General features: G+C 43.1%; 26 protein-coding genes. 19 read left to right on the top strand and 7 right to left on the bottom strand.

Annotated elements, in window-relative coordinates:
• Together VIM89_RS09220 and VIM89_RS09215 are read left to right on the top strand one after the other, a co-directional pair.
• Positions 1 to 3338: T9SS type A sorting domain-containing protein (locus tag VIM89_RS09220; protein WP_488155866.1), on the top strand; the 3338-nt coding region annotated here is incomplete at its 5' end.
• A gap of 96 nt (positions 3339 to 3434) precedes the next feature.
• Positions 3435 to 4253: a glutamate--tRNA ligase family protein gene (locus VIM89_RS09215; RefSeq protein ID WP_488155865.1), complete on the top strand. Its 819-nt coding sequence runs from the start codon at positions 3435 to 3437 to the stop codon at positions 4251 to 4253.
• Positions 4254 to 4515: 262 nt separating this feature from the next.
• On the opposite strand, the gene VIM89_RS09210 is transcribed toward VIM89_RS09215, so the two are convergent.
• On the bottom strand, positions 4516 to 5070 hold the full coding sequence (locus VIM89_RS09210) for an outer membrane beta-barrel protein (protein ID WP_488155864.1): 555 nt from the start codon (positions 5068 to 5070) through the stop codon (positions 4516 to 4518).
• A 312-nt stretch (positions 5071 to 5382) separates the two neighbouring features.
• Between VIM89_RS09210 and VIM89_RS09205 the strand changes: the two genes are divergently transcribed.
• The 7 genes from VIM89_RS09205 to VIM89_RS09175 are packed head-to-tail and all read left to right on the top strand — an operon-like array spanning position 5383 to position 10943.
• Complete coding sequence (locus VIM89_RS09205) at positions 5383 to 5811, top strand: PTS sugar transporter subunit IIA (protein ID WP_488155863.1); 429 nt, start codon at positions 5383 to 5385, stop codon at positions 5809 to 5811.
• On the top strand, positions 5804 to 6274 hold the full coding sequence (locus VIM89_RS09200) for a PTS sugar transporter subunit IIB (RefSeq protein ID WP_488155862.1): 471 nt from the start codon (positions 5804 to 5806) through the stop codon (positions 6272 to 6274). The genes VIM89_RS09205 and VIM89_RS09200 overlap by 8 nt, the downstream gene beginning before the upstream one ends.
• Positions 6275 to 6285: 11 nt before the next feature.
• Positions 6286 to 7878, top strand: coding sequence for a PTS system mannose/fructose/sorbose family transporter subunit IID (locus VIM89_RS09195; protein WP_488155861.1), 1593 nt, complete (start codon positions 6286 to 6288; stop codon positions 7876 to 7878).
• Entirely contained in the window at positions 7875 to 9590 is a 1716-nt protein-coding gene (ptsP, locus tag VIM89_RS09190) for a phosphoenolpyruvate--protein phosphotransferase (protein ID WP_488155860.1), read from the top strand. The genes VIM89_RS09195 and ptsP overlap by 4 nt, the downstream gene beginning before the upstream one ends.
• The gene (locus VIM89_RS09185) at positions 9587 to 9853 is read left to right on the top strand and encodes an HPr family phosphocarrier protein (RefSeq protein ID WP_488155859.1); all 267 of its coding nucleotides are present in this window, start codon (positions 9587 to 9589) and stop codon (positions 9851 to 9853) included. Before ptsP ends, VIM89_RS09185 begins: the two co-directional genes overlap by 4 nt.
• Before the next feature lie 10 nt (positions 9854 to 9863).
• Positions 9864 to 10622, top strand: a complete 759-nt coding sequence (locus tag VIM89_RS09180) for a 6-phosphogluconolactonase (protein WP_488155858.1) — start codon at positions 9864 to 9866, stop codon at positions 10620 to 10622.
• Positions 10623 to 10625: 3 nt separating this feature from the next.
• Entirely contained in the window at positions 10626 to 10943 is a 318-nt protein-coding gene (locus tag VIM89_RS09175; RefSeq protein WP_488155857.1) for a hypothetical protein, read from the top strand.
• A 15-nt stretch (positions 10944 to 10958) separates the two neighbouring features.
• Here the strand turns inward: VIM89_RS09175 and VIM89_RS09170 are convergent, their stop codons facing one another.
• From VIM89_RS09170 to VIM89_RS09145, 6 genes are all read right to left on the bottom strand, one after another.
• Positions 10959 to 11720 (bottom strand): PIG-L deacetylase family protein, encoded by a 762-nt coding sequence (locus tag VIM89_RS09170; protein WP_488155856.1) that lies wholly within the window; start codon positions 11718 to 11720, stop codon positions 10959 to 10961.
• Positions 11721 to 11760: 40 nt separating this feature from the next.
• Positions 11761 to 12408 carry a 4'-phosphopantetheinyl transferase family protein gene (locus VIM89_RS09165; RefSeq protein WP_488155855.1) on the bottom strand — a complete coding sequence of 216 codons (648 nt, stop codon included), beginning with the start codon at positions 12406 to 12408 and terminating at the stop codon, positions 11761 to 11763.
• A gap of 1 nt (position 12409) precedes the next feature.
• Complete coding sequence (locus VIM89_RS09160; RefSeq protein WP_488155854.1) at positions 12410 to 12664, bottom strand: acyl carrier protein; 255 nt, start codon at positions 12662 to 12664, stop codon at positions 12410 to 12412.
• Entirely contained in the window at positions 12664 to 13935 is a 1272-nt protein-coding gene (locus VIM89_RS09155) for a beta-ketoacyl-[acyl-carrier-protein] synthase family protein (protein ID WP_488155853.1), read from the bottom strand. The genes VIM89_RS09160 and VIM89_RS09155 overlap by 1 nt, the downstream gene beginning before the upstream one ends.
• Positions 13932 to 14387 carry a 3-hydroxyacyl-ACP dehydratase FabZ family protein gene (locus tag VIM89_RS09150; RefSeq protein ID WP_488155852.1) on the bottom strand — a complete coding sequence of 152 codons (456 nt, stop codon included), beginning with the start codon at positions 14385 to 14387 and terminating at the stop codon, positions 13932 to 13934. Before VIM89_RS09150 ends, VIM89_RS09155 begins: the two co-directional genes overlap by 4 nt.
• Positions 14388 to 14609: 222 nt before the next feature.
• Complete coding sequence (locus VIM89_RS09145) at positions 14610 to 15419, bottom strand: SDR family oxidoreductase (RefSeq protein ID WP_488155851.1); 810 nt, start codon at positions 15417 to 15419, stop codon at positions 14610 to 14612.
• A gap of 237 nt (positions 15420 to 15656) precedes the next feature.
• Here VIM89_RS09145 and VIM89_RS09140 point away from each other — a divergent pair, with 237 nt between their 5' ends.
• From VIM89_RS09140 to VIM89_RS09095, 10 genes are all read left to right on the top strand, one after another.
• The gene (locus VIM89_RS09140; protein ID WP_488155850.1) at positions 15657 to 16151 is read left to right on the top strand and encodes a hypothetical protein; all 495 of its coding nucleotides are present in this window, start codon (positions 15657 to 15659) and stop codon (positions 16149 to 16151) included.
• A 12-nt stretch (positions 16152 to 16163) separates the two neighbouring features.
• Positions 16164 to 17063, top strand: a complete 900-nt coding sequence (locus VIM89_RS09135; RefSeq protein ID WP_488155849.1) for a hypothetical protein — start codon at positions 16164 to 16166, stop codon at positions 17061 to 17063.
• A gap of 3 nt (positions 17064 to 17066) precedes the next feature.
• Positions 17067 to 18212, top strand: a complete 1146-nt coding sequence (gene darB / locus VIM89_RS09130) for a dialkylresorcinol biosynthesis protein DarB (protein WP_488155848.1) — start codon at positions 17067 to 17069, stop codon at positions 18210 to 18212.
• A gap of 135 nt (positions 18213 to 18347) precedes the next feature.
• Positions 18348 to 18755, top strand: coding sequence for a flexirubin biosynthesis protein DarG (gene DarG / locus VIM89_RS09125; RefSeq protein ID WP_488155847.1), 408 nt, complete (start codon positions 18348 to 18350; stop codon positions 18753 to 18755).
• Positions 18745 to 19755 (top strand): BtrH-related acyltransferase DarH, encoded by a 1011-nt coding sequence (darH, locus tag VIM89_RS09120; RefSeq protein WP_488155846.1) that lies wholly within the window; start codon positions 18745 to 18747, stop codon positions 19753 to 19755. The genes DarG and darH overlap by 11 nt, the downstream gene beginning before the upstream one ends.
• Positions 19749 to 20510: an ABC transporter ATP-binding protein gene (locus VIM89_RS09115; RefSeq protein WP_488155845.1), complete on the top strand. Its 762-nt coding sequence runs from the start codon at positions 19749 to 19751 to the stop codon at positions 20508 to 20510. Before darH ends, VIM89_RS09115 begins: the two co-directional genes overlap by 7 nt.
• Positions 20500 to 21783 carry an ABC transporter permease gene (locus VIM89_RS09110; RefSeq protein ID WP_488155844.1) on the top strand — a complete coding sequence of 428 codons (1284 nt, stop codon included), beginning with the start codon at positions 20500 to 20502 and terminating at the stop codon, positions 21781 to 21783. Before VIM89_RS09115 ends, VIM89_RS09110 begins: the two co-directional genes overlap by 11 nt.
• Positions 21784 to 21790: 7 nt before the next feature.
• Entirely contained in the window at positions 21791 to 22057 is a 267-nt protein-coding gene (locus VIM89_RS09105) for a phosphopantetheine-binding protein (RefSeq protein WP_488155843.1), read from the top strand.
• A gap of 18 nt (positions 22058 to 22075) precedes the next feature.
• Positions 22076 to 22747 (top strand): hypothetical protein, encoded by a 672-nt coding sequence (locus VIM89_RS09100; protein ID WP_488155842.1) that lies wholly within the window; start codon positions 22076 to 22078, stop codon positions 22745 to 22747.
• A gap of 54 nt (positions 22748 to 22801) precedes the next feature.
• A complete protein-coding gene (locus tag VIM89_RS09095) occupies positions 22802 to 23926 on the top strand; it encodes a carboxypeptidase-like regulatory domain-containing protein (RefSeq protein ID WP_488155841.1) in 1125 nt (374 codons plus the stop codon).
• Position 23927 lies beyond the last annotated feature (1 nt).

Genomic DNA, 23927 nt, shown 5'->3' with positions numbered 1-23927 from the left:
GAATATACAGTTCTGCAGGTGTATTGCTGAATACGATCACAGGACTTACAGACGTAGAAGGCTTTGTGGCAGATGCCAACGGTAACCTGTATATATCAGATTACACCAGCAATACAGTAAAAGAATATCCGGCATCAGGTGGCTATCACATCAGTTCGCCATTGCCTGCGGGTTTGTCGTTCAATACAAGCACCGGTGTTATTTCAGGTACGCCAACAGTAACTTTCTCGCCAACTACCTATACTATCACAGCTTATAATATTACAGGCAGCGGAAGTACTACTGTTACCTTATCGTGTGTAGCCTCATTTGACTGGATTGGTACAACAAGCACCGATTGGAATACTGGTTCGAACTGGTTATCAGGCACCGTACCTTCAAGTACCGACCAGGCTTTGATCGGGGTGAACAAAACATTTACCAATTTCCCTAACGTTCTGGCGTCGGCAGGCACAGTCAATGTGGGTTCAATCCAGTTTGGGAATACCGGAGGTCAGGCACCAGGTGTAGTGGTAAACAGCGGAAGTACCTTAAACGTATCGGGAGCAATTACCTATCAAAGCGATGCCAACTCAGGATTGGGATATACGACAACTTTATCAGGTGTAGGTACAATAAATGCAGGCAGCATCAGCGTAATTTCCAATACAACATTATCAAGTTCATATACCGGCAATTTCACCTCATCGGTTACCAACCTGAATATTTCCGGTAATGTTTCATTGACATCATCCAATTCAGGAGCAAACCTGTTTAATTCTACATTTAAAATAACAGGCGGTACCGCAGCAATTTCAGGTACAATTCAAACTACCAATACCGTGGGTACTACTTCAAGCTTTATAGTTGCACCAACTACAACGGCTACGCTGCAGCTTGCTGGAAGCGCAGCATTATCAGGCCTCTCATCTACCGGCACAAACGTAGTTACCTTTAATAATACAGGTGCTACAATTCAATATTCAGGCGCGGCACAAACGGTTTATACTACTGCCGCCATTACAGGTTTATCCTCTGGTGTAAGTTATCAGAATCTGGCATTCTCCGGAACAGGGGTAAAAACAGCTTTGTCCGGCAACTTAAACATCAACGGAGATTTTACCAATACATTGGCTAATGATGCTTCCAACTATGCAGCGCTGAGCAGCCCGGTTGTAAACTTTACCGGAACTACGGAAAGTCTTGCAGGTGGCCCGGGTAATGGCACAACTTTCTACTATGTTACCTTTAGCGGTGCCGGTACAAAAACTATGACCAGCGGTGGTTTCAATATTGCTTCTTCCGGTGTTTTGACCATGAGCGGAACCAACCCAGCCACAGTTTTAGCAGCTAATGGTAATCTGACCATCAATTCAGACGCCACCGGCTCTGGCTCGGTAGCAGCAATATCAGGGCCAAGCATTACAGGCAATGTCAATGTACAACGTTATTTAACAGGCGGTAACATAGCCTATCGCAGTTATCATTTGGGTTCGTCACCTGTATATGTAGCCTCAAACGGGTCTGTTAACGTTTTCAGTTTAAATTATTTGCAAAACAGCATGTACCTGACGGGGGCCGCCGGTGGTGGATTTGATAAAACCGGTAATCCGACTCTATATATGTTCCTTGAAAATGTTACGCCGTCAAATGCATCGTTCGTGAGCGGAAATTTCTGGGGAGTGGACAAATTAAATAATTCACCGTCTTATAATTATGCATTGTCAGGAGCAACTGGCTCGGGTACTTATTCATTCCCTGTGGGTAATGGCTACCTGTTCTTTTTCAGAGGCAATAGGGCATCGGCTTCAGTTGCTACCGAAACAACAGTGGGTTATGTACCTGTATCGGCTACCATGACGGCAACCGGAACGTTAAACCAGGGACAGGTTGTCGTTTATATTTGGTATACCTCCGGTTCGGCTAATTTAAATTATACAGGCACAGGAACGGGAAGTAATACCAATTACGCTGTTCGCGGATTTAACATGGTGGGTAACCCATACGCCAGTTCTATCGATTGGGAGCAGTTCAACTCCAGTTCACCTACCAGTGGTATTTATGGCAACAATGTAAGCACAACGGTATATGAGCTTAACCCGGCTACGCAAAACTATGATACTTATCAAAAAGGGGGCGCATATACGAACCATGGACGCAGAACAATTGTGAGTGGACAAGGCTTCTTTGTGAAGGCTACCAACTCATCGAGCCCCCAGCTTATATTCAACGAATCAGCAAAAACTGTGAACCAGAATACAGGGTTAAACCTGTTTATGGATACGCAAAGCGGACTGAATACGGCTCAAACACCTGTTGATGAGCATATACGTCTGCAAATGGCAGTAGCGCAAGACAGCATCAATACCGACGATACTTATATAGGATTTAGCTCGTCTTATCACCCGCAATTTGTAGTTGATGAAGATGCGCAATATAAACAGGGCACCGGTAAAGTAAGTATGGCCAGCTATACAAGCGATAGCGTACAGGTCAGCATAAATAAAATGCCTTTACCAGGGGTAAAACCACTAGTAATTCCATTGTATGCATCGGCTCGTGCGGCGGGTAATTATACCATGCAGATGACAGAGCTGGAAGCTATTGAACCAATCTATGAAGTGTGGTTGATGGATAAATATTTGAAGGATTCTGTAGATATGCGGAAAACGCCTCAATATTCTTTCACAATCAGCGCGGATACCAATTCATACGGAAGCAACCGTTTTCAATTGATAATCAGGCAAAGTGATTCGCTGCAATTTAAGCTGGTAAACTTTACCGGTACCAAAACACAATCCGGCTCGCAATTGCAGTGGACTGTAACCAACGAGCAGAATTACACGCACTTCACATTGGAGAGAAGTACTGATGGTGGTGCAACTTACAACATCATATATGGCAAACCTTCAACCGGACAAGGCAACTATAGCTTCCTGGACAGATCTTTCTCGGCAGGAGAGAATATCTATCGCCTGAAAATGGAGGATCTGAACGGAAATATTACTTATTCAAATGCAGTGGCATTGGTATATACCAACGGTCTTGGTGGTAACCTGACAATTTACCCTAACCCGACCAACGGACCGCTTAACCTGATCATTGCTAAGATCGACAATACCATCAGCTCGCCGGGAGGCAACCTGATAGGTAGCCCTATTGCAACGCCGACAACAGTTACCAATAATTACGCTGTTAAAATTGTAAGCACATCAGGAATATTGATAAAAACAATGTCGACTACCAATCCACGCTGGCAAACCGATGTAAGCAGCCTGATGCCGGGTACCTATATATTGCAGGTGGCTGATGAAAGCGATAATAAACTGGTTGGCCAGGCTACTTTTGTCAAGCTATAAAAAGGACTTCATATCGTCTCTAATTAATGCTAAAGGCCCGGTGTTACAGCCGGGTTTTTTGTTGTAATTTGCAAGGATTAAGCCGATATCCGAATAGTGACAGATACCATTAACCATACTCGAATAGCGCCTACCCCAAGCGGTTTTTTGCATGTGGGAAATATTCTGTCGTTCGCCATTATATCTGCCTTTGCAAAAAAGAACAATGCCAAGGTTTTACTGAGGATTGATGATCTTGACCAGGCAAGGGCCAATGAAGAATACGTCCAGGATATTTTCGATACGCTTAATTATCTGGAGATTTCGTGGGATATTGGTCCGCGGAATGTTCAGGACTTTCATGATAATTGGTCACAAACTCATCGGATGGAGTTATATCATGAAGCTCTTAATAAACTATGTGATAAAGGATTGGTCTTCGCCTGCACCTGTTCGCGCCAACAAATTAAGAATATACAGCCTTGTACTTGTCTTGAAAAGTATATCCCTTTGGATACTGAGAATGCAGCCTGGCGATTGATTACGGATGAAAAAGAGTTAGCTATCAGAAATTATGACGGAGAGATAACTTACGCCACTTTACCGCCAGAGATGCAGAACTTTGTTATCAGGAGGAGAGATAGTATACCAGCCTATCAGCTGGCTTCGATAATTGATGATCTTCATTATAATATTGATCTTGTTGTCCGTGGGCAGGATTTGTGGTCATCTACCATTGCTCAACATCAACTGGCTTTGGCTTTAGGTGAAGACAGGTTTAGCAGGATAAGATTTCATCATCATCCTTTACTGACAGAGCCATCAGGTCAAAAGCTATCAAAATCTGCAGGATCAACATCAATTAAATATCTGCGCGAGAATGGGAAAAAGCCGTCGGATATTTACACGATGATAGAAAGAATGCAGGATAAATAATAAGCAGATATGCAAATGTGCGGATGTGCAGATGAAAAATACATCGTAGTCAGATTTTGGAATTAAAAAGGGCATTCGCCATATTATAAAATTAAAAATCCATTTGCACATCTGCACATCCGCACATCTGCAAATCAATTCCATCTGCACATCTACTCCATCTGCACATTAAAAGGTTAAGGCCCTCTCTCCAAAGGGCCTTGTGTTAATAATAACCGAACTTATTATAAAGAACTAATGAGAATTCAGCTTAACCTGGTAGCTATTTCTTTTTGCTGCCACCGCCAAAGAAGGCGCCTATCTTGAAGGCGAAATAATTGGCGCCTTTACCCATAGCATCATAATCGGCAGATACACGGAGGTGCCCGTATTCAAAACCAAGCTCAGGGAACGCACCAACACGGCTTCCACCCGAAACCAAACCGGCGTAGTCACTATCACCACTTGCCGATCTTTGGTATACAAGACCTGCGCCAGCACCTATGAACGGCCTGAAACCATTGTTGGTGAAATAATATTCGGCAGTAAGCATATAAGAGGTAAGCAGGTAAACTTTGGTATCGGAACTAACAGCCTTATTGATATACCCAATAGCGGCGCCTTCAAGGCGTAAACCAAGCGCAAAATCGTTAGAGATTCTATAATGCGGCTGAATAGTAAAGGTCGCACCACCTTTGGTACCTCCATCGCCGCTGCTGCCGCTCGGACTGGCGTATCCAACCTGGATGTCAACCTTGAATGCATGGTAATCAGTTGATTGAGCATTTGCCATCAACGCGAAAGCAAATAGCAGGGGTAGTAGTAATAGTTTTTTCATTTTGTGTCAGGTTTTTTATGATTTTTTTAGATGATTGATTGTTTTATCTGGTACAGTAAATTGCTGTAAGTAATTCAAAAAGAATTGCTTATATAAATATGAATGAAATATTAATGTCGAAATTTTAAACTATACGAGCGAGCGTGTTTACTATGCAACTGTGCAGAAATACTACACCAATGGATGCGGCCTACGCAAGGGAAATCTTTTGACAGAGAGATAATTAAGGTTTTTGGCTTTTAAAGACCAAAATTGATTATTATTGCGTGTACCTATAACACAGTTAGGCCAGGTAACTGTACCAATTATTTTATGGATCAACAACCTAAAACAAGGAAGTTTTTGATAGCTACCCATGGTGCTTTTGCAAAGGGGGTAAAGTCGGCTTTGGACATGATTGCTGGCGAAATGGAGAATATACTCCTGATACAGGCATATTTGGATGAAAGCCGCCCCGTAGAGGATGAACTGGCAGATGTGCTTGCAACTATTTCTGATACAGATGAACTGATAATCTTTACCGACTTGCTTGGCGGCAGCGTGAACAATATTATGTTGCGCAATGCGCTTCGGGATAATGTGCACATAGTATCCGGTTTTAATTTGCCTTTGCTGATCGAGATCGCCCTGTCTGACGCGGATACCCCGGTAACCGAAGTAATTGAAGAAGCCATTCATAATGCCAAAGGACAAATGGTATATGTAAACCATCTCATCACCCTGAATAACGATAATGATTAAGCTAACCCGTATTGACGACCGTTTATTGCACGGCCAGGTATCTTTCACATGGACTCCCGCTATAAGCGCCGATTGCCTGATAGTAGCCAACGATAAAGTTGCCGCCGACGAGTTCATGAAAATGACGCTCAATTTGGCCAAACCACCTTCAGCAAAACTGCTTATCAAGTCGCTGGCTGATACCATCACTTTTTTAAATGACCCACGCAGTCAGCCTATGAAAGTTTTGGTGCTGATCAATTCGGTAAAGGATGCAGCTGCGCTGGCCAATGGGGTAAAAGAAATTCAGTCCATCAATTTCGGTGGATTGCGAACCAAAGAAGGGACAAAACTGATATCAAAAGCCATTGCAGTAACCGATGAAGATATTGAGATTGCAAAAGAATTGCTTGCCAAAGGAATCGAACTGGAAGTGCGGCAGGTGCCAACCGATAAAAAAATATTGATCGAAACGCTGATTTAAAACCCGATACCGTGCTCGCAACCTACCTGCTGCTTACCGCTATAGCCATTTTCGGTCATTTTGAAGACTTCCTGGGAACTACATTACTGAGCAGGCCGCTTGTTTTAGGACCTTTGGTAGGATTGGTGTTAGGCGATGTGACTCAGGGCGTAATGATCGGCGCCACGCTGGAATTGATCTTTATGGGAAATATCAAGGTAGGAGCAGCTATTCCGCCGGATATTATTACAGGTGGAGTGTTGGGTACTGCTTTTGCCATCATCTCGCATAAAGGCCCGGCTATTGCTTTGGCGCTGGCTGTGCCGATCTCTATTTTATCAGAAATGGTGATCAGCGGTTTGTTTGTTTTCAGGGCTGTGTTCAACAAGAAATTCAACCAATGCGCCGAGGAAGGAGATTACAAAAGTATACAGCGACTACATATCCTTTCGGGATTGTTGAAGCCTGTTCTAATGGGCATCATAATTTTTATTGCGTTAGAACTAGGTACCAATGCCGTAAAGTCTTTCCTGGATATGATACCGGCCTGGGTGCAATCAGGCTTACAGGTGGCAGGAAACATGTTACCTGCACTCGGCTTTGCCCTGCTGATGAACCTGATGTTCAACAAACGTGTCGCGCCTTATTTCTTCCTGGGTTTTATGCTGGCGGCTTTTTTAAAACTACCCATTATTGCGATTGGCGGATTGGGGGTGATCATTGCCCTGATCGTTACTCAAGATCCTCCAAAACCTGCCGCGACAACTAATGATGATTTCGATTTTGACGAACCTGCGCCAGAACCTGTAACCGTTTTAACCGGTCAGAAATTAAGCAATAGCACTATCAGATCGTTGTTTTTTCGGTCGCTTACCCTGGAGGCGAATTTCAACTTTGAAACCTGGCAGAATACAGGTTTTGCTTTTACTATCATCCCGGTTTTAAAGAAACTGTATAACACAAAAGAGGCCATGGCGTCTGCATTAAAACGCCATTTGCAATTGTTCAATACCAGTCCCTATGGTTCAACGCTGATCATCGGCATTACGGCGGCTATGGAAGAGCAAAATAGCCAGGACGCAGACTTTGATGAAGATTCCATCAGCTCGGTAAAACTGGGTTTGATGGGACCATTAGCAGGCGTGTTCGACTCGTTGTTTTGGGGAACTTTTAAAGTGATCGCGGCCGGAGTGGGCACCTCATTGGCCATGAAAGGTAATGTTTTAGGGCCGATTCTTTTCTTAGTGATATTTAACGTGCCACATTTGCTGCTTAGGTATAATCTCACTTTTATTGGCTATAATGCAGGAACTAAATTCCTTCAAAATCTGTCAAAAAGTAATGTGATGGATAAATTGACTCAAGGTGCTGCTATATTGGGATTAATGGTAGTAGGCGCTATGCCTGCAACTTTGATGTCCATCAAAACACCTTTGTCAATCGGTGGATCATCTTCCGCAGTTACTGTGCAGAGCGTTTTAGACCAGATCGTTCCCGCAATGATACCGCTGGGGTTGACCTTCCTGGTATACTACTTTGTGAAAAGGAATGTAAAAACTACCTACCTGCTGCTGGGCTTATTGGCGCTCGGCTTTGTGGGCAGCATAATCCATCTTTTTGTATGACGATCAGTGGCATAGGCGTTTCTCCAGGCATCGCGATAGGCAAGGCCCGCGTGATCAAAAAGCAGGCGGTTGCGCTGACTGGCACTCTTTTGTTGAATAATGAGGAAATTACTATCGCGATAGAAAAGTTTGATAATGCTGTAGCCGTTTCAGTTACCGAAGTGGAATTGATGATGAGCAATCACGACGCTTCACAGGGAAGTGAGGGCTTGGAGATACTTGAAGCGCACATCGAACTTTTGGGCGACCCGCAGATACGTGAAGATGTAGTAGAGAAGATCAAAGCAGAGCGGAAGAATGTAAACGATGCCGTAATCGAGGTTATTCAAGCTGCTGTTGAAGTATTCAAAAGCATGGATAATGACTACATGAGCGCACGTGCTGCCGATATAGAAGACATTGGCAATCGCATAGTCAAAAATTTAACTCCTGCCATAGGTATTGATCAGGACTATGAGGCAGGCACTATCATCATTGCCGTAGACCTGGCTCCATCAGACACCATTTCAATGGATATCACTAAAATTGCCGGATTCGCTACACAGATCGGTGGTAAAACATCCCATGCGGCTATTATTGCTAAATCAAGAGGAATACCGGCGGTTTTGGGATGTGGTGCAGATTTGCAATCTGTTGAAGACGGCGATGGGCTTATTCTTGATGGGCAAAATGGATCGATTATTATTAATCCTGATGGAGAAACAATAAAAGAATTTGAAGCAAAGCGTGATTCCTGGGTAAAGGAATTGAATTTACTCAAGTCACTAAAAGATACTCCTGCTAAAACGATAGACGGAACGGAAGCCCACCTACTTTCCAACATAGCTGACGCAGCTGAAATGGAAAATGCTTTGGAGTTTGGTGCACAGGGCTCGGGCTTGTTCCGTACCGAATTTCTTTTCCTGGGACGGAATGATTTTCCATCCGAAGAGGAACAATTTGAGTTTTATAAAGCGGTAGCCCTGAAAGCCAAAGGCAAGCCCGTTACTGTTCGCACCCTGGATATAGGCGGAGATAAACAATTACCCTATTTCAATTTTCCGGAGGAACAAAACCCCTTCCTGGGCTATCGGGCTATACGTTTATGCCTGGACAGGAAAGATATTTTCATTACGCAACTCAAAGCTATTTTACGTGCAAGCGCCTTCGGTAAACTGAAGATCATGTTCCCAATGATTGCTACGGTGAATGAGATCAGGACGGCAAAAGCTATTCTGAAAGAAGCAATGCAGGAACTAGCTAATCAAGGCATTTCATTTGATCGTGATATCAAAATTGGTATTATGATCGAAATACCATCTGCTGCGGTTATAGCTGATCTTTTGGCTAAAGAGGTTGATTTTTTCAGCATTGGCACCAATGACCTTACCCAATATACCCTTGCGGTCGACCGGATGAATGAGAAGATCAAAGATTTGTATGATCCGTTTGATCCTGCGGTATTGCGATTGATCGCGAATGTGATCGAGCAAGGGCATAAAGCCAATATCGAGGTAGGTATGTGCGGCGAGTTGGCTGGTGATCCGAGGGCGACTTTGTTATTGTTAGGCATGGGATTGACAGAATTTTCTATGAGCGCTTCATCCATTCCGGTGGTAAAAAGTAAGATCATCAAAGCCAGTTTAGCAGAAGCGCGAAAGGTATACGAAGATGTGAAGCAAATGGACAATTCCAAAGACATCACCAATTATTTGCAGGAGAAAACTCAATGATATCAAAAGATTACATTATCACTTCAGCTGAAGGGATACACGCCCGCCCGGCAACGGCTTTGGTAAAGCTGACCAAGAATTATAAATCAGTCATCAGCATAAAAAAAGGAGATAAGACGGTAAAGCTGAACAGCCTGCTGAATATTCTTTCCCTTGCTGCTAAAGGCGGCGAAACAATTTCTATTATTGCCGAAGGGGAAGACGAGACCGCAGCAATGGAAGCCATCGACCAATTTTTTAACGAACATCTGAAAGACCTATAAAAACAACCCAATGAAGATCACTATTTGCAAAGACGAACAGGAATTTAATATAACCGCAGCATGGCGCATCATAGCGCAAATGCTGGAGAAACCTAATGCCGTTATCGGTCTATCCACCGGGCAAACTACCATCGATATGCACCGTATTGTGTCAGAAATTTACCAGAAGTACCCTTTTGATGTCTCACGTATTACGTTGTTCAATGTAGATGAACTGACCAACCTGTCGCGCGATTATGCGGGCAGTTGCTATACCATGATCCTGAACCAGATTGCCGGTCCGATTGGTATTCCGGATGAAAATTTTATCATGCCGCCAACCCTTTCAGATGATTTTGAGGCAGAAGCATTACTTTTTGAAAAACGTTTAGCTGAGCGTGGAGGCCCCGACCTGCAAATGCTGGGCATCGGCAGCAACGGCCACATCGGCATCAACCAACCGGGAACCCCTTTTGAAAGCGAAACCTGGATATCGCCCATGGATACTGATTTTGAAGCAAGGGTTCGCCGCGAAACACAAGTACCTGATTCAGTTGAGCTGGGCGGACTGACGCGCGGTATCAAAAATATCATGCACACCCGAAAAGTGATCCTGATCGCAAAAGGCGCGCATAAGGCAGAGATTGTTCGCCAGGCTATTCTTGGTCCGGTAACTACGGATATACCTGCATCGGTGGTGCAATTGCACCCGAATTGTGAGATTTTATTGGACGCAGATGCGGGGGCTTTGATTGAAGATCAAGCCCGGAAAAGAGGGTTTAATTTTTGATATATGAGTTTTATAAAAAAGAACTGGTGGTTTCTTACTTTTTTCACCCTGTTAACAGCATACACGCTTTACAGTGAGTACTCTGATTATAAGTATACACATCTATTATCGTTAAATGGAAAGATAACGGGTATCCGGAAAACCATCAAAGAGGAAATGTATATTACTGTTTCGGGCAAAGAATACTTACTAGAGCATCATTGGCCACAGTTCCAAAAACAGGTTGAAATATCAGATTCCGTTTATAAAGCATCCCGGGATACTAATTTAATTTTGATCAAAACTAAAACGCATCAAAGAATTGTCTGCAACCTGCATTAGACTATTAAGAATAATTTATTCCATCCCCCAACCCATTCCCTTACCCGTCATATAAACAAAAGCTTCAGCTGCTTTTACGCCCAGTTCCCTGCCGCGAAAATCTTCCATAGCGGTGTGCCCGCAGGCGTAAATGCCGGGTGGGTCCTGGCTTTTGTGGCAATAAATGGCGTGGCGTTTTTGTTCCTGGGTATCGGTGATGTCTACATAATCCGTTGGGCGGAATATCATGGTTTGTTCTCCGGTGCACACCTCAAAAAAGTATAACGGGTATTTTTTACCAGAGCGTACCCACGTCTGTATCATCAGCAGACTTGCTATCTGGTGATCTTTATGGCTATCAACCGGCCAGTGGGTAAATACCATGTCAGGTTTTTCATCGGCAATAATCTTTTGCACTTTCTGCAGCCAGGAATTATCCATTATGGTATCGCCGTCTATCTGCCCAACAAAAATGTATTTGGTTTTCAAAATAGCACAGGCATTAATGGCTTCCTGCTTGCGAATGGCAGCGGCTTCGTCGTGACTTTTACCGTCTATGCCAGCTTCGCCGGTAGTCAAATAAATAATGGTTACATCATGACCTTTGGCAGCCAGTTTGGCCAGCGTTCCGCCGCAACCGCTTTCGGGATCGTCGGGATGTGCACCAAAGCAAACCACTTTCTTTTTTGAGCTTGCTTCAGCAGGATTCGCATGCAATAATTGTGGTAAGGTCAGAAGACCCAATCCTGCTGCGGTAGTTTTTACAAAATCGCGGCGGCTGTTTGATGGTTTTTCCATAAACTAATATTAGAGATATTTAATGGAAATGCAAAGCCGATTATAGCTGAAAAGAATAACCCACCCAATGATCGTGGTGCGTTAAAGAGATGGGTACTGGGATTTCGATTTCATCTTTCAATATGATCGGGCATGAATGCTTGTTTTTATCGATCTCCAATTCAGCATTCGGGAAAAAGGTATTCAACATAGTTAATGCAAAAAGCCGTACTGCTTTTGATTGATCGTCAGCATCTGGTGACTCGATTTTTTTAATGCCCCACATTACTTTTTCGAAATTATTGGTGTGGTTAACTACGGAAAAAATGAAATCATCCGTAATGATCGTCCGGGAATAAAAGGTATGCGGACTAATATCGAATACTCCTCTATAAACCGTTTCGCTATTAAAATCTCGCCCTTCAAAATTGGATGCATTTCCGGCAACAGGCGCAACGAGTTTAGCGAGCTTTATCTTAGAAGGAGAAAATACCAGATTAGGATTGACCCTCTGCAAATATTTAAAAACAGACTCCTTTACCGACCAGGCCAGCCAGACAAATTGCTCAAAAGGAAGCCTGTCCGAAAACTGCTCATCGTACAGAGCCTTTTCAGTTTCGGTAATGATCTTGCTGTAAAAGTTTTGCTGTTTGGTGCGGGCAACATTGATAGCCTTGAGCGCTACAATATCATTGCCCGTGCTGATCATTTTATCTTTGATTGATTTTTTCGGTGATCACATCCAGACAGCTGCCAACGTTAGTCATTCTGTCTGCCGAATCGTAATCGATCTCGATATCATATTTTGCTTCCGCGTCAATAATAATGTCAACCAAATTGGCCGAATTAATTTTTAAATCTCTTATCAGGTCTGTCTGGTCGTTAATGCCGGCCAGCATCTCCTTATTTACGGTATAAGGGGCAATTACCTTTTTAAGCTCATTTAAAGTTTCTTCTCTGGTCATTAGTTGTTAAATTTTGAAAAAATTAAGCAGGAATTAACGTCGCCAAAACCAAAATTTGCCTTCGCTACAATATTAATTTCCTTTTTTATCATACTCGTTGGTAAGCTATCAACGCTCACCATATTTATTATTTCTGTATTTGGATCCTCTAAGTTAATATTTGGATGCACAAATTGATGAAATATTTGCAATACGCATGCCACAGATTCAATAGAACCCGCCGCACTCAGGCTATGCCCCACCATGGATTTCAGCGAATTGGTCAACGGAAAATCTTTTCCACTGCGACCTAGCACTTTGCTCCAGTTCTGTATCTCCTGCCTGTCGGCCATAGTCGCTGTCAGATGTCCGCTGATCAGGTCAATGTCATTAGGGTTAATCCCTGAATTACGTACCGATTCCTCAATGCAACGAATCACTCCCGTTGAATTAGCCGCCGTCATCGAGCCTCCGCCACGCTGCCCGCCTGAATTGGACGAGCCTCCCAATACCTCCGCATAAATTTTAGCACCACGCTCTAACGCAAAATCAAGGTCTTCCAGTATAAGTGCTGCTGCGCCCGATCCCGGAACGAACCCACCTGCCGTCGCGCTCATTGGTCGTGATGCCCTTTCGGGCTGATCGTTAAACTTGCGCGATAACACCCGCATTGAATCAAAAGTTCCGAAAACATAAGGGTCTATATGTTCGGCACTGCCCACTACCATTCGTTGGGCATAGCCGTGCTTAATGTACTCGTAGCCCATCAATACCGCCTGCGTACCCGTAGCACAAGCCGACGAGTTGGTTACAACTTTGTTCCCCAAACCCAAACGGCCTGATATATAAGAAGTAACACCGCTGTTCATGGTTTGTTCTACCACGCGCGAGCCTAATTTTTTTGACTCTTTATTGTCAACGCGGGTAATCACATTCTTCATGGCCTGTGTGTCAGGCGTGCTATTTCCAAACACGCAGCCGGTTTCCCAGCGCGGTTCTTCGGTATCGAATTCCATTCCTGAGTCAGTCCAGGCATCCATAGCTGCAGTAATCCCGTAGCCGATATTGGTGCCCTTCAGGCCATAAAAAGTAACTTCCGAGATATAATTCCGCAGGTTCTCCCACTCAAAAGCAGGCTGTCCCGCTACCTGGCAGCTCATGTGGAGCTCCTCGTACAGCGGTACAAATTTTATCCCCGAAATTCCATGCTGTATAGCATTTAAAAAAGCTGGTATCCCAATTCCGTTAGGTGCAACAATACCCAACCCGGTCACCACAACACGCCTGTTCATTTTTTAATACTCACCTTTTTTACAATGCCCGAAAACATTCCTTTTGCAATTAAATCGTTAGAACTGTCCCACATCTCGACATAGCATTTCAGCTTGCCGAAACGAAAATATTGTTTTTTTGAGACAACCGTCACTCTTTCGCCCGGCAAAACTATTTTGTGGAACGAAATATCAGTAGACGTGAACAAAGGAAAGTTTGTTTCGCCTTTACCAGTTGTTGCCTCTTTTGATAACAAAAATATACCCAGCACCACCAACCCTATCTGCGCCATTATTTCGGTGATGATCACTCCCGGCGTAACCGGATTGCCCACAAAATGATCCTCGTAAAAAAAAGAATCTGGCCGCAAAGTATAATCGCCGGTTACCCCATCCTCATCCAGCGCAGTGATATGATCCACAAAGCGGAAGGATGATTTATAAGGAAGCTGGTCGAGTATATCCTTAAACATAATGTGCAGATGTGCGAATGTGCTGATGTGCAGATGAAATTTTATAATGTGCGAATGTGCAAATATGCAGATGTGCAGATGAAAAAATCATGATAGTTAGATTATGAAAATAGAAAAAGTAAATTTCTCATATTAATAAATTTAATAAATCAATTTGCACATCTGCACATCTGCAAATCCACTCCATCCGCACATCCTCGCATCTGCACATTCGCACATCTATTAACGACAGTGCTCGCCTCCATCTACGTGAATTAATGCGCCATTTATCCAGAACGCGTCGTCACTACATAATAACGAGATCACTTTAGCCACATCCTCCGGTTGGGTTATTCTTCCCAGCGGGTTACGGCTTTTGCCTATCTCTAATAGTTTTTCGCTTCCTGGGATCATTTTTAATGATGACGTAGCTGTAATACCAGCTTGTATCAAATTTGTTTTTATACCGAAGTGTGCAAATTCCACCGCCATATATTTAGCCAGACTCTCTAAGGATGCTTTTGCGATTGATACCGCTGCATAGCCATCCCAATGTTTATGGGCGCCCTCGCTGGTGAGGCCGATAACGCGCGCATCATGATGAAATAGTTCAGCATCGAGTATGGTACGTGTCCAGTCTAATAAACTGTTCGCCATGGCATAACTGGTGAACTGTATATCCTCGGTGGAAAGCTCATCATTTGTGTCTTTCACACCTGCCAGCGGCTTCAAATTTCCACGGGCGATGGAGTGCAGTAACAGTTTTACTTTATGTTTTGAAACGCCGTTTGTTGATGTAAATCTTTCAAGAAAAGTTTCCCGGCCTTCTGTGCTTAAAGCATTGATATTGTAAGGAAGGATCGTGATATTATTTTCAGATGCGATCTCTGCAAATTTTCCGAATAAAGCTTTCTCGCCAATTGAAGTTTCACGGTAAAGTGCAGCGATGTTCATTCCCTTCTGCGCCAGTTTTTCGACAGTTGCGAAACCAAACCCACTCGACCCTCCCAGAATAATAGCCCATAAGCCGGACAATGGCGCGTTTTTACTCACTTCAGAAATTTTAAACTTTTGTATACTTAGCTTGTCTTAACAGGGGACTTAATCAGCTATAAACTCGTTGCTTCTAAAAATGCAGCCTCAAAGTAAGCAAAAGTTAATTAGTTTTTACGCATAATGTTGCAATATAAGCCACTTTTTGCGGTTAATATTGAATTTATAAGTGTTGGCATAACAGCTAACAGGTTGCCCCGCCGTTTATTATTTATTATGTTTGGTATCGCTTAATATATGAATATAAGACTGAAATTGGGATTCATAAGCGTTTTTTTACTGCTCATAGTATCAGTAAAAGCAAATGCGCATCCGCAAAAATTTGAGAAGGCTGAATTTTATGAAGTGATGAAATCGGGCACCTTGGAAACCATCACCAATGAGCTGGAGGCCATCAAGGCCGCGCCTGAAAAAGAGCGTGACGGCTACGAAGGCGCATTGCTGATGAAAAAGGCCGGGCTATTGAAAAAGGCCAAGGACAGGCTTGCTTCTTTTAAGCAGGGACGCATTAAACTGGAGACCGCGTTATTAGCCGATCCTGAAAATACAGAATTTCACTTTTTGAGGCTTGCTATCGAGGAGCATGCACCGAAGATTGTCAAGTATCATTCGGATATTGAAAAGGACAAGGTTATTGTGATCAAGAATTTCAAGAGCCAATCCCCGGCGGTGCGCCATGCAATTTTAGACTACTGCGAAAATTCAAAAGTGTTGCACAAGGAAGATTTTTAACTTTGCCGCAGAATGGATAAAAAAGTATTGGCTATTTATTATACGCAATCGGGGCAAATGGGTGATATCATCAGCTCATTCACCGCGCCGATAGCCGAAGCCGGTGCAATAGTAGAAAAAGTTCGAGTACAGCCTGTTACGGAGTATAAATTCCCATGGAAAGGCAACCACTTTTTTTCGGTAATGCCTGATTGTGTGCTGAGCGTACCAACTGCTTTGCAGCCATTTGAGTTGAAAGAGAAAGCATATGATCTGGTGATATTGGGTTATCAACCTTGGTTTTTATCGCCAAGCATACCATCGAATTCTATCGTCAATAGTCCGGAATTTAAGGCGGTATTGAACAATACTCCGGTAATCACCATCAGTGCAGGTCGTAATATGTGGTTGAATGCTTTTGTTCGGATACGTAAATCGCTGAAGGATGCTGGGGGTAAATTGGTGGGCAATATTGCGTTAGTTGATAAACATTCGAACCCGATCAGCTTTATCACCATTTTTTACTGGATGCTTACAGGTAAGAAGGAGCGTTACCTGAATATTTTTCCGAAACCCGGTGTCTCTGATGAGGATATCAAAAATACGTCGGTATTTGGTGAGATCGTCGCAAAGCATTTAGAGACAGGCGATTGGAATAACCTGCAACAAGAACTTTTAGACAAAAAAGCTGTTGTGGTAAAATATCCGTTGATGTTTATTGAAGGGAAGGCCAAGTTTATTTTTGCGGCCTGGGCCAAATTTATTGCTAAGCGGAAAAACAAGGCGCCGTGGATATCCGCATTTAAATATTATCTTTTTGTTGCCCTGTTTTTAGGTGCGCCAGTTCTTCTTATTTTAGATGGGATTTTTATCAGGCCATTTTCAGCCAAACGGATTAAAACTAAGAAACAAAACTATTTACAAGTAATATAAAATATGTCTAACCAGGTTTATATAAACGCAACTTCTGCATATTTCCCGAACGGGCCTGTGGCGAACGATGAGATGGAGGAGTATTTGGGTTATATCGATGGTCGCCCGTCCAAGTCGAAAAAGATCGTGTTGCGCAATAACGGAATTACCAACCGCTATTATGCGCTTGACAAAAACGGCAAATCGACCCATACCAATGCGCAGATGACCGCCCTGGCTGTGAAAGAATTATTTAAGAATGATCCTGACAAAATAAAGGAGATCGAGCTGCTGTCATGCGGTACCTCATCGCCCGACCAGGTAATGCCAAGTCACGGCGTAATGACCCACGGTTGGCTGCCCGAAATGGAATCAATAGAGGTTGTATCGCCGGCTGGTGTTTGTTGCGCAGGCATGCACGCCATCAAATTTGCCTACCTAGCCATCAAATCAGGAGAGACTAAATTGGCAGTCGCTACAGGTTCAGAAAGATTCTCCGGCTTACTGGTTTCTGACGTATTTGAAGAAGAAGCACAGAAGCTGAAAGAAATGGAAGAAAACCCTTTCATCGCATTCCAGAAAGATTTTTTGAGATGGATGCTTTCAGACGGAGCTTCTGCATTTTTAATGTCAGACAAACCGAATGAGGATGGATTAAGCCTGCGCGTGGATTGGATAGAAGGCGCATCCTACGCCAACGAAATGGATACCTGTATGTATATGGGCGGCGAAAAAATGGAGGATGGCTCACTGAAGGGCTTTATGGATTATACGCCGGAAGAGATCATGAATAAATCCATTTTCAGCGTAAAACAGGACATTACCTTGCTGAGCGATAACATTGTTCACCTCGGAGGTAAAAAGATAAAAGAGATAATGGACAGACGCGGCCTTGGTGCTGCTGACGTAGATTACTTCCTACCCCACATCTCCAGCGACTTTTTCAGAACAAGGATATATGATCTGGTGGAGATCTACGGTGGCGGTATTCCATACGAGAAATGGTTCATCAACTTATATACAGTAGGTAATGTGGGCGCAGCATCTATTTTCCTGATGATCAATGAGCTGTTTAATAGTGGTAAGCTGAAGAAAGGTAACAGGTTGCTATTGTTGGTACCAGAAAGCGCCCGTTTCTCATATATGTATGCGATGTTGACGGTTGTTTAATAAGAAAAAACAGGGTGTCACACTGAGCTTGTCGAAGTGCGGCGCGTAGAGGCCTGCCCACCATGCTTCGAGAGCCTCAGCATGACACCCCTTTTAGTATCTTTGTAAATCCATAAAATCCAATAATCGTGTTCTATGAAGAAGGAAAATGTGCCACAGGATATGGGTGCGCTTGGAAAGATCACCAAAGAGGTTTGCTACGCTACTGATAGCAGCGGCAAATATGTGACCGAACTGAGCAGTGGATGGGATGTGAAATCCGGCGCGTTGGATGTGGCCTGGAAGGATGTGGAAGAACGCATTGCCGCAGCTAAACAAAAAGTATTGAACGGAGAAGCCAGTCCGTTGCTATTCTTTATGGAATACAGGTTGATGGATATGGAGATATTGGCAGGCTATTCCGGGTTTTGGAAATGGCAGGTAAAAAGACATTTAAAACCCGAAGTGTTTAAAAAACTATCTGATAAAAAACTTCAAAAATATGCCGACGCCTTTAATGTAAAGGTGGAGGATCTAAAAACCATGACCGTGCATGAAGCTTGATTTTGAACACCACCAATCGGCACATTGCGAGTCAGGGGTTACAAGCAGTTTATTAAGAGAAAGCTCATTAAATAAGATCACAGAACCGCTTGCATTTGGCATCGGCGCGGGACTGTTTTTCTGTTATATCCCGCTGATCAAAATAAATAATGGTCCGGCGATAGCGTTCCGCACTTTCCCCGGACTAATCTTCAAACGGACCTGCAATGCTTTGGGCATTCCTGTGATCCGCAAGAAATTCAGCTCAAAAGAGCAGGCTGAAAATTACTTGCTTGAGCGGTTGAAAGAGGGCCACCCTGTAGGTTGCCAGGTTGGAGTATATTATCTTTCCTATTTCCCGCGCGAGTATCGTTTCCATTTCAACGCACATAACCTCATCGTATTTGGTAAAGAGGATGATAATTACCTTATAAGCGACCCGGTAATGGACGCGCCAACTAAACTGACCAGCTATGAGCTGGAACGAGTTCGCTTTGCGAAAGGGGCTTTAGCACCTAAAGGGCAATTATATTATCCGCAAAGCAAAGCGGTCATCACTGACGAGCAGATCAGGGCGGCTATTATCAGCGGAATAAAATTGAACGTAAACCAGATGCTGCGCATACCCGGTAATTTTGCCGGCGTAAGCGGTATTAAGTATACAGGTAAGAAAATAAAGAACTGGCGCGATAAGTTGGGCCTTGAAAAAGCAGGCTCGTACCTGGCGCAATTGGTACGCATGCAGGAAGAGATAGGCACTGGTGGTGGCGGTTTCCGCTACATTTACGGAGCCTTTTTGCAGGAAGCGCAGGCTTACACACATAACGACCAACTGCCCGAAATTTCAAAATTATTTACCCAGGCAGGCGACCTTTGGCGCACCGCAGCCGTACATGCTGCAGGGATTTACAAAGGACGATTAGGCGGCCAGGAAGATTTTAACCAGATGGGCGATTACCTGATCGAGATAGCAGATTTGGAAAAGAATGCTTTCCTTGCTTTAAAAAATATTAAATGGTAACAAACGGCGAACTGGCGGTAAACATCGAGAATCTGGGGTTTCATTACCCGGGTAACGACGGTGTGATCTTCTCCGGCCTGAATTTGAAGGTGAAGAAGGGGGAGCGTTTCGGCCTTTTCGGCCCAAATGGAGCCGGCAAAACTACACTGCTTAGTTTGATGACCGGCTTGCTCTCAGCAGATTCGGGCACGATTACTTTGCTTGGCCATGATGTTCGCAAAAAGAATCATGATGTGAACAGACTAATCGGATTTGTACCGCAGGATTTTTCTTATTACCAGGAACTGAGCCCGGTTGAAAATTTAGAATTTTTTGGGGCATGGTCTGGTCTGAGTAAACAACAGATTAAAACAAGGACTGATGAATTGCTGCATATTCTCGGTCTTGAAAATGTCCGCAACAAGCAGGTAGATAAATTTTCAGGTGGGATGAAGCGCAGGGTAAACCTGGCAATAGGGGTAATCCATAACCCTGCGATACTGATATTGGATGAACCGACCGTTGGTGTGGACGTGCAAACGCGTCACGCCATCATCAACTATTTGATGGAACTAAATAAAAACGGAACTACTCTTATCTATACCTCACATCAACTAAGCGAGGCTGAAGGTTTATGCGAAGAAGTAGCCTTAATCGATGTAGGTAAGATCATCACACAGGATAGCCTGACTCACTTACTAAAAGAGCATAGACAAGATAGTTTGGAGGATCTGTTCCTCAGCCTGACCGGAAAGGAGTATCGCAATGATATTTAAGCTTTGGGCCACTATAAAGAAAGACTGCCGGGTGCTGATCCGCGATGGTATCGGGCTTTCGCTTATGTTCATCATGCCCATCGTGCTTGTCGTTGTAGTGACTGACATTCAGAACAGCACTTTCCAACTCATCAATAAAAATAAAATGGCCATCCTGGTTTGTAACCGGGATACTGGCGAATCAGGCAAACAGTTGATCGACGCGATCAATAAGATCGGCTTGTTCAAAGTTTACAATCTGCCTAAAAATCAGGATGTCAAAACCATCGCTGATTCGATGAAGGATAAGGATGCATTATTAAGCGTAACTATCCCGGAAGATTTTACCAAAAAAGTAAAGGCCAAAGCTAAAAGTGTCTCTAATAAGGCCATGATCAGCTTTGGTTTACAGGCCGACTCGGTTCAGAAATATACAGGTGATGTAAGTCCGCTCACTTTATACTATAATCCGGTTATACAGGAACAATTGCGGCTTTCGGTAAAAGGTGGTTTGCAAAGTGCCCTGCAAATAGTGGAAAGTCGCGAGACTTTACGTACGCTTTATTTTGCTATTAATGAAAAACCATTGCCTGAAAAACTGGAGAGCGAGATGCTGAGTAATAAAGCAGCCATCAATGAAATTCCTGTATCAAAAAATGGTACACTACGTGCACCAAATGCAGCCCAGCATAATGTGCCGGCATGGACCATCTTCGCTATGTTTTTTGTGATCATGTCTTTAGGTGGTAGCGTAGTTCGCGAAAAAGTAAGCGGCAGTTTTGTTCGCCTTAAAACCTTGCCAACCAATTTTGCTGTAGGTTTGTTGTCCAAACAGATCACCTATGTGGCGGTTACTGTTATACAGGCTATTGTGATATTTGCATTGGGTATCTGGGGCTTCCCACTAATGGGTTTGCCCGGACTGAATATCCCGTTGGACGTATTCGGACTATTAGTAGTAACCATCATTTGCGGGTGGTGCGCGGTAAGCTATGCTATTTGCGTTGGCGTATTTGCAGAATCGCATCAGCAAAGCAATGGTTTTGGCGCTATCTCTATTGTGATACTAGCTGCCATCGGCGGTTTAATGGTGCCTAGCTTTGCGATGGATACTTCTTTGAAGACTGTCGCCAACTTTTCGCCGATGCATTGGTGCCTTCAGGCTTATTATGGACTATTCCTGGAGGGCGGAAAGTTGACCGATATAATGCAATACCTTATTCCGCTGGTGCTGATCACTTTGGTACTGCAATTGATAACCTTTTTAGGTTTGAAACGAAAAAATTTAATATAATTACGGAATGGAACAGAATACAGAGCTGAAAGAGAAACTAAAAAGCCAGATCATATTATTTTTAAACTTAACCGACCTGACACCTGCCGATATTAAGGACGACGAGCCTTTATTTGGCGACGGTTTAGGTTTGGACTCCATAGACTCACTCGAGTTGATCGTATTACTTAAAAGAGAATACGGCATCAATATCCAGGATCCTAAAGAAGGCCGCAAAGTGCTGGTAGATATTAACTCGATGGCGGATTATATTGAACGGCATAGAACGAAGTAACAGCTTTGACCTTACATTATGATCGCTTCGAGGCCGTATATAATTTATAGTTTACCAAAAACGAGAACCACACAGGCGTTAACAGGTGGGAAAATTGAAAAAGTTTGGGAAAACATAAAAATATTCTTGAAAAATTGCACAACTGCAAATGCTGAAACTCCTAACAGCATCCATTTTCAAAGGTTCTCAGCAGACGAGGAACATGGCGAATCACCGATTTTAGCGGATAAGATTCTTAAAAATATTCAAGACAACTTTGGAGCAGGAGTAGTTTCTCCGGTCGCATATCATTACCCCAGCAATATTCCTACTAAGCAAATTAAAGTAGAATGGGATTTAACAGCTAATGAATTATCGAAATCTATAGATTACATGATAAAAGGGCAACCTTGGCCAGTTTATAATTTAGGGCCGGTTGAATTAATTTTATCTTATGATTTTAAATTAATTGGCCCAGCCACGCGCACTGAATTGCCGAACCAACAGTTTACTTCAAGTATTTTATTTTGGTTGACTAAAAGAAATTGTATCTGCCCAAGTTTATGTTTCCCTTTTGAGGAGCCGAATGAAAGATTCTGGGAATACCTTAAAGCTATTGAGCCATTTTTGCCATTCAAATTGGATCGGAAATATTTGAGATTAGGGCGTTCAAATAAGAAAGGGACATCAAATATATTTTCGAAACTTTAAACTCGTTTAGGTTAAATTTTCACATCTCAAAAAAACTCATTACATTCATACTTAATGAGTTTTACCAGGAACCTTTTCATACTATCATTATTGTTATTTGCCGTTAATATTTACGCGCAGGACAGATATACGATTAGCGGAGTTGTTAAAGATAACAAAGGACAAACCCTGCCGGGAGCGACTGTATTTTTAACCAATACCAAGATCATTACCGCCTGCAATGCGTCAGGCGAGTTTAGTTTAAGCAACGTTTCTCCGGGTACCTACCAATTGGTGGCAAAAATGATAAGTTATACGCCAGAAATTCTTCCCCTGACGCTGAAAAACAGCAATTTGTCTTTTACAATTGTTTTAAAGCCCAAAACCAATCAGCTAAATGAGGTGAGCATAAGCTTCGACCCGGATTGGGACAGGCATTATGCTGAATTTAAAGAACACTTTTTGGGTAAAACACCTAATGCTGCTGATTGCAAAATATTAAATCCAAAAGTTTTGCACTTCCATTACAGCAAACGCTTGAAAAAATTTACAGCAACAGCCGACGACTTTATCCAGATAAAAAATGATGCATTGGGGTATAAGATCAATTATCTGCTCAGCAATTTTGAATATAGTGATAGTACCCATATAATGGCGTATCAGGGTTCGCCGTCGTTTGAAGAGCTAAAAGCTAAATCGGATAAGCAACTAAAACAATGGGAGAAAAACCGGGCTGTAGCTTATGATGGATCGGTAATCCATTTGATGAAATCCATTTACAATGGCGATGTGGCAAAAGAGGGTTTTGAAGTGTTTAAGATCATTGGTAAGCCATCGGTGGGTTCACGTTATGAGCAGGATAAACCAATATTTTTTGATAACCGGCCAGTGATGTTCGATTCGTTATTAACTGTGCAGGATAACCATTTTAAGTCACTAACCTATAAGGATTGCCTGTTTGTTGTTTATGCCAATGAGAAAGAGCCCTACCAATTTAAAGATAGCGGTTATCAGTTGAAGCGCCCGGAAGGGGCTAAGGTACCAAATGGTCAATTTTCCATGGTGAATCTGATGGAGCCTAACGTGACTATAGATGCCAATGGCAATTTTAGTAGCCCGAATGCGCTTTTATTTGAAGGATATATGGCCTGGGAGCAGGTTGCCGATTTGATGCCGCTGGAATATGGTACTGAAAAATAGC

The sequence above is a fragment of the Mucilaginibacter sp. genome, from assembly GCF_036568825.1.
Lineage (GTDB): Bacteria > Bacteroidota > Bacteroidia > Sphingobacteriales > Sphingobacteriaceae > Mucilaginibacter.
This window is presented reverse-complemented; position numbering and strand designations above follow the sequence as displayed.

Coding starts and splice junctions, on each gene's coding strand:
- VIM89_RS09175 (WP_488155857.1), top strand. CDS start 10,626: ATGAGTTTTATAAAAAAGAACTGGTGGTTTCTTACTTTTTTCACCCTG.
- VIM89_RS09135 (WP_488155849.1), top strand. CDS start 16,164: ATGGATAAAAAAGTATTGGCTATTTATTATACGCAATCGGGGCAAATG.
- VIM89_RS09180 (WP_488155858.1), top strand. CDS start 9,864: ATGAAGATCACTATTTGCAAAGACGAACAGGAATTTAATATAACCGCA.
- VIM89_RS09200 (WP_488155862.1), top strand. CDS start 5,804: ATGATTAAGCTAACCCGTATTGACGACCGTTTATTGCACGGCCAGGTA.
- VIM89_RS09110 (WP_488155844.1), top strand. CDS start 20,500: ATGATATTTAAGCTTTGGGCCACTATAAAGAAAGACTGCCGGGTGCTG.
- VIM89_RS09155 (WP_488155853.1), bottom strand. CDS start 13,935: ATGAACAGGCGTGTTGTGGTGACCGGGTTGGGTATTGTTGCACCTAAC.
- ptsP (WP_488155860.1), top strand. CDS start 7,875: ATGACGATCAGTGGCATAGGCGTTTCTCCAGGCATCGCGATAGGCAAG.
- VIM89_RS09095 (WP_488155841.1), top strand. CDS start 22,802: ATGAGTTTTACCAGGAACCTTTTCATACTATCATTATTGTTATTTGCC.
- VIM89_RS09140 (WP_488155850.1), top strand. CDS start 15,657: ATGAATATAAGACTGAAATTGGGATTCATAAGCGTTTTTTTACTGCTC.
- DarG (WP_488155847.1), top strand. CDS start 18,348: ATGAAGAAGGAAAATGTGCCACAGGATATGGGTGCGCTTGGAAAGATC.
- darB (WP_488155848.1), top strand. CDS start 17,067: ATGTCTAACCAGGTTTATATAAACGCAACTTCTGCATATTTCCCGAAC.
- VIM89_RS09205 (WP_488155863.1), top strand. CDS start 5,383: ATGGATCAACAACCTAAAACAAGGAAGTTTTTGATAGCTACCCATGGT.
- VIM89_RS09210 (WP_488155864.1), bottom strand. CDS start 5,070: ATGAAAAAACTATTACTACTACCCCTGCTATTTGCTTTCGCGTTGATG.
- VIM89_RS09160 (WP_488155854.1), bottom strand. CDS start 12,664: ATGACCAGAGAAGAAACTTTAAATGAGCTTAAAAAGGTAATTGCCCCT.
- VIM89_RS09150 (WP_488155852.1), bottom strand. CDS start 14,387: ATGTTTAAGGATATACTCGACCAGCTTCCTTATAAATCATCCTTCCGC.
- VIM89_RS09100 (WP_488155842.1), top strand. CDS start 22,076: ATGATCGCTTCGAGGCCGTATATAATTTATAGTTTACCAAAAACGAGA.
- VIM89_RS09105 (WP_488155843.1), top strand. CDS start 21,791: ATGGAACAGAATACAGAGCTGAAAGAGAAACTAAAAAGCCAGATCATA.
- VIM89_RS09165 (WP_488155855.1), bottom strand. CDS start 12,408: ATGATCAGCACGGGCAATGATATTGTAGCGCTCAAGGCTATCAATGTT.
- VIM89_RS09115 (WP_488155845.1), top strand. CDS start 19,749: ATGGTAACAAACGGCGAACTGGCGGTAAACATCGAGAATCTGGGGTTT.
- VIM89_RS09170 (WP_488155856.1), bottom strand. CDS start 11,720: ATGGAAAAACCATCAAACAGCCGCCGCGATTTTGTAAAAACTACCGCA.
- VIM89_RS09185 (WP_488155859.1), top strand. CDS start 9,587: ATGATATCAAAAGATTACATTATCACTTCAGCTGAAGGGATACACGCC.
- darH (WP_488155846.1), top strand. CDS start 18,745: ATGAAGCTTGATTTTGAACACCACCAATCGGCACATTGCGAGTCAGGG.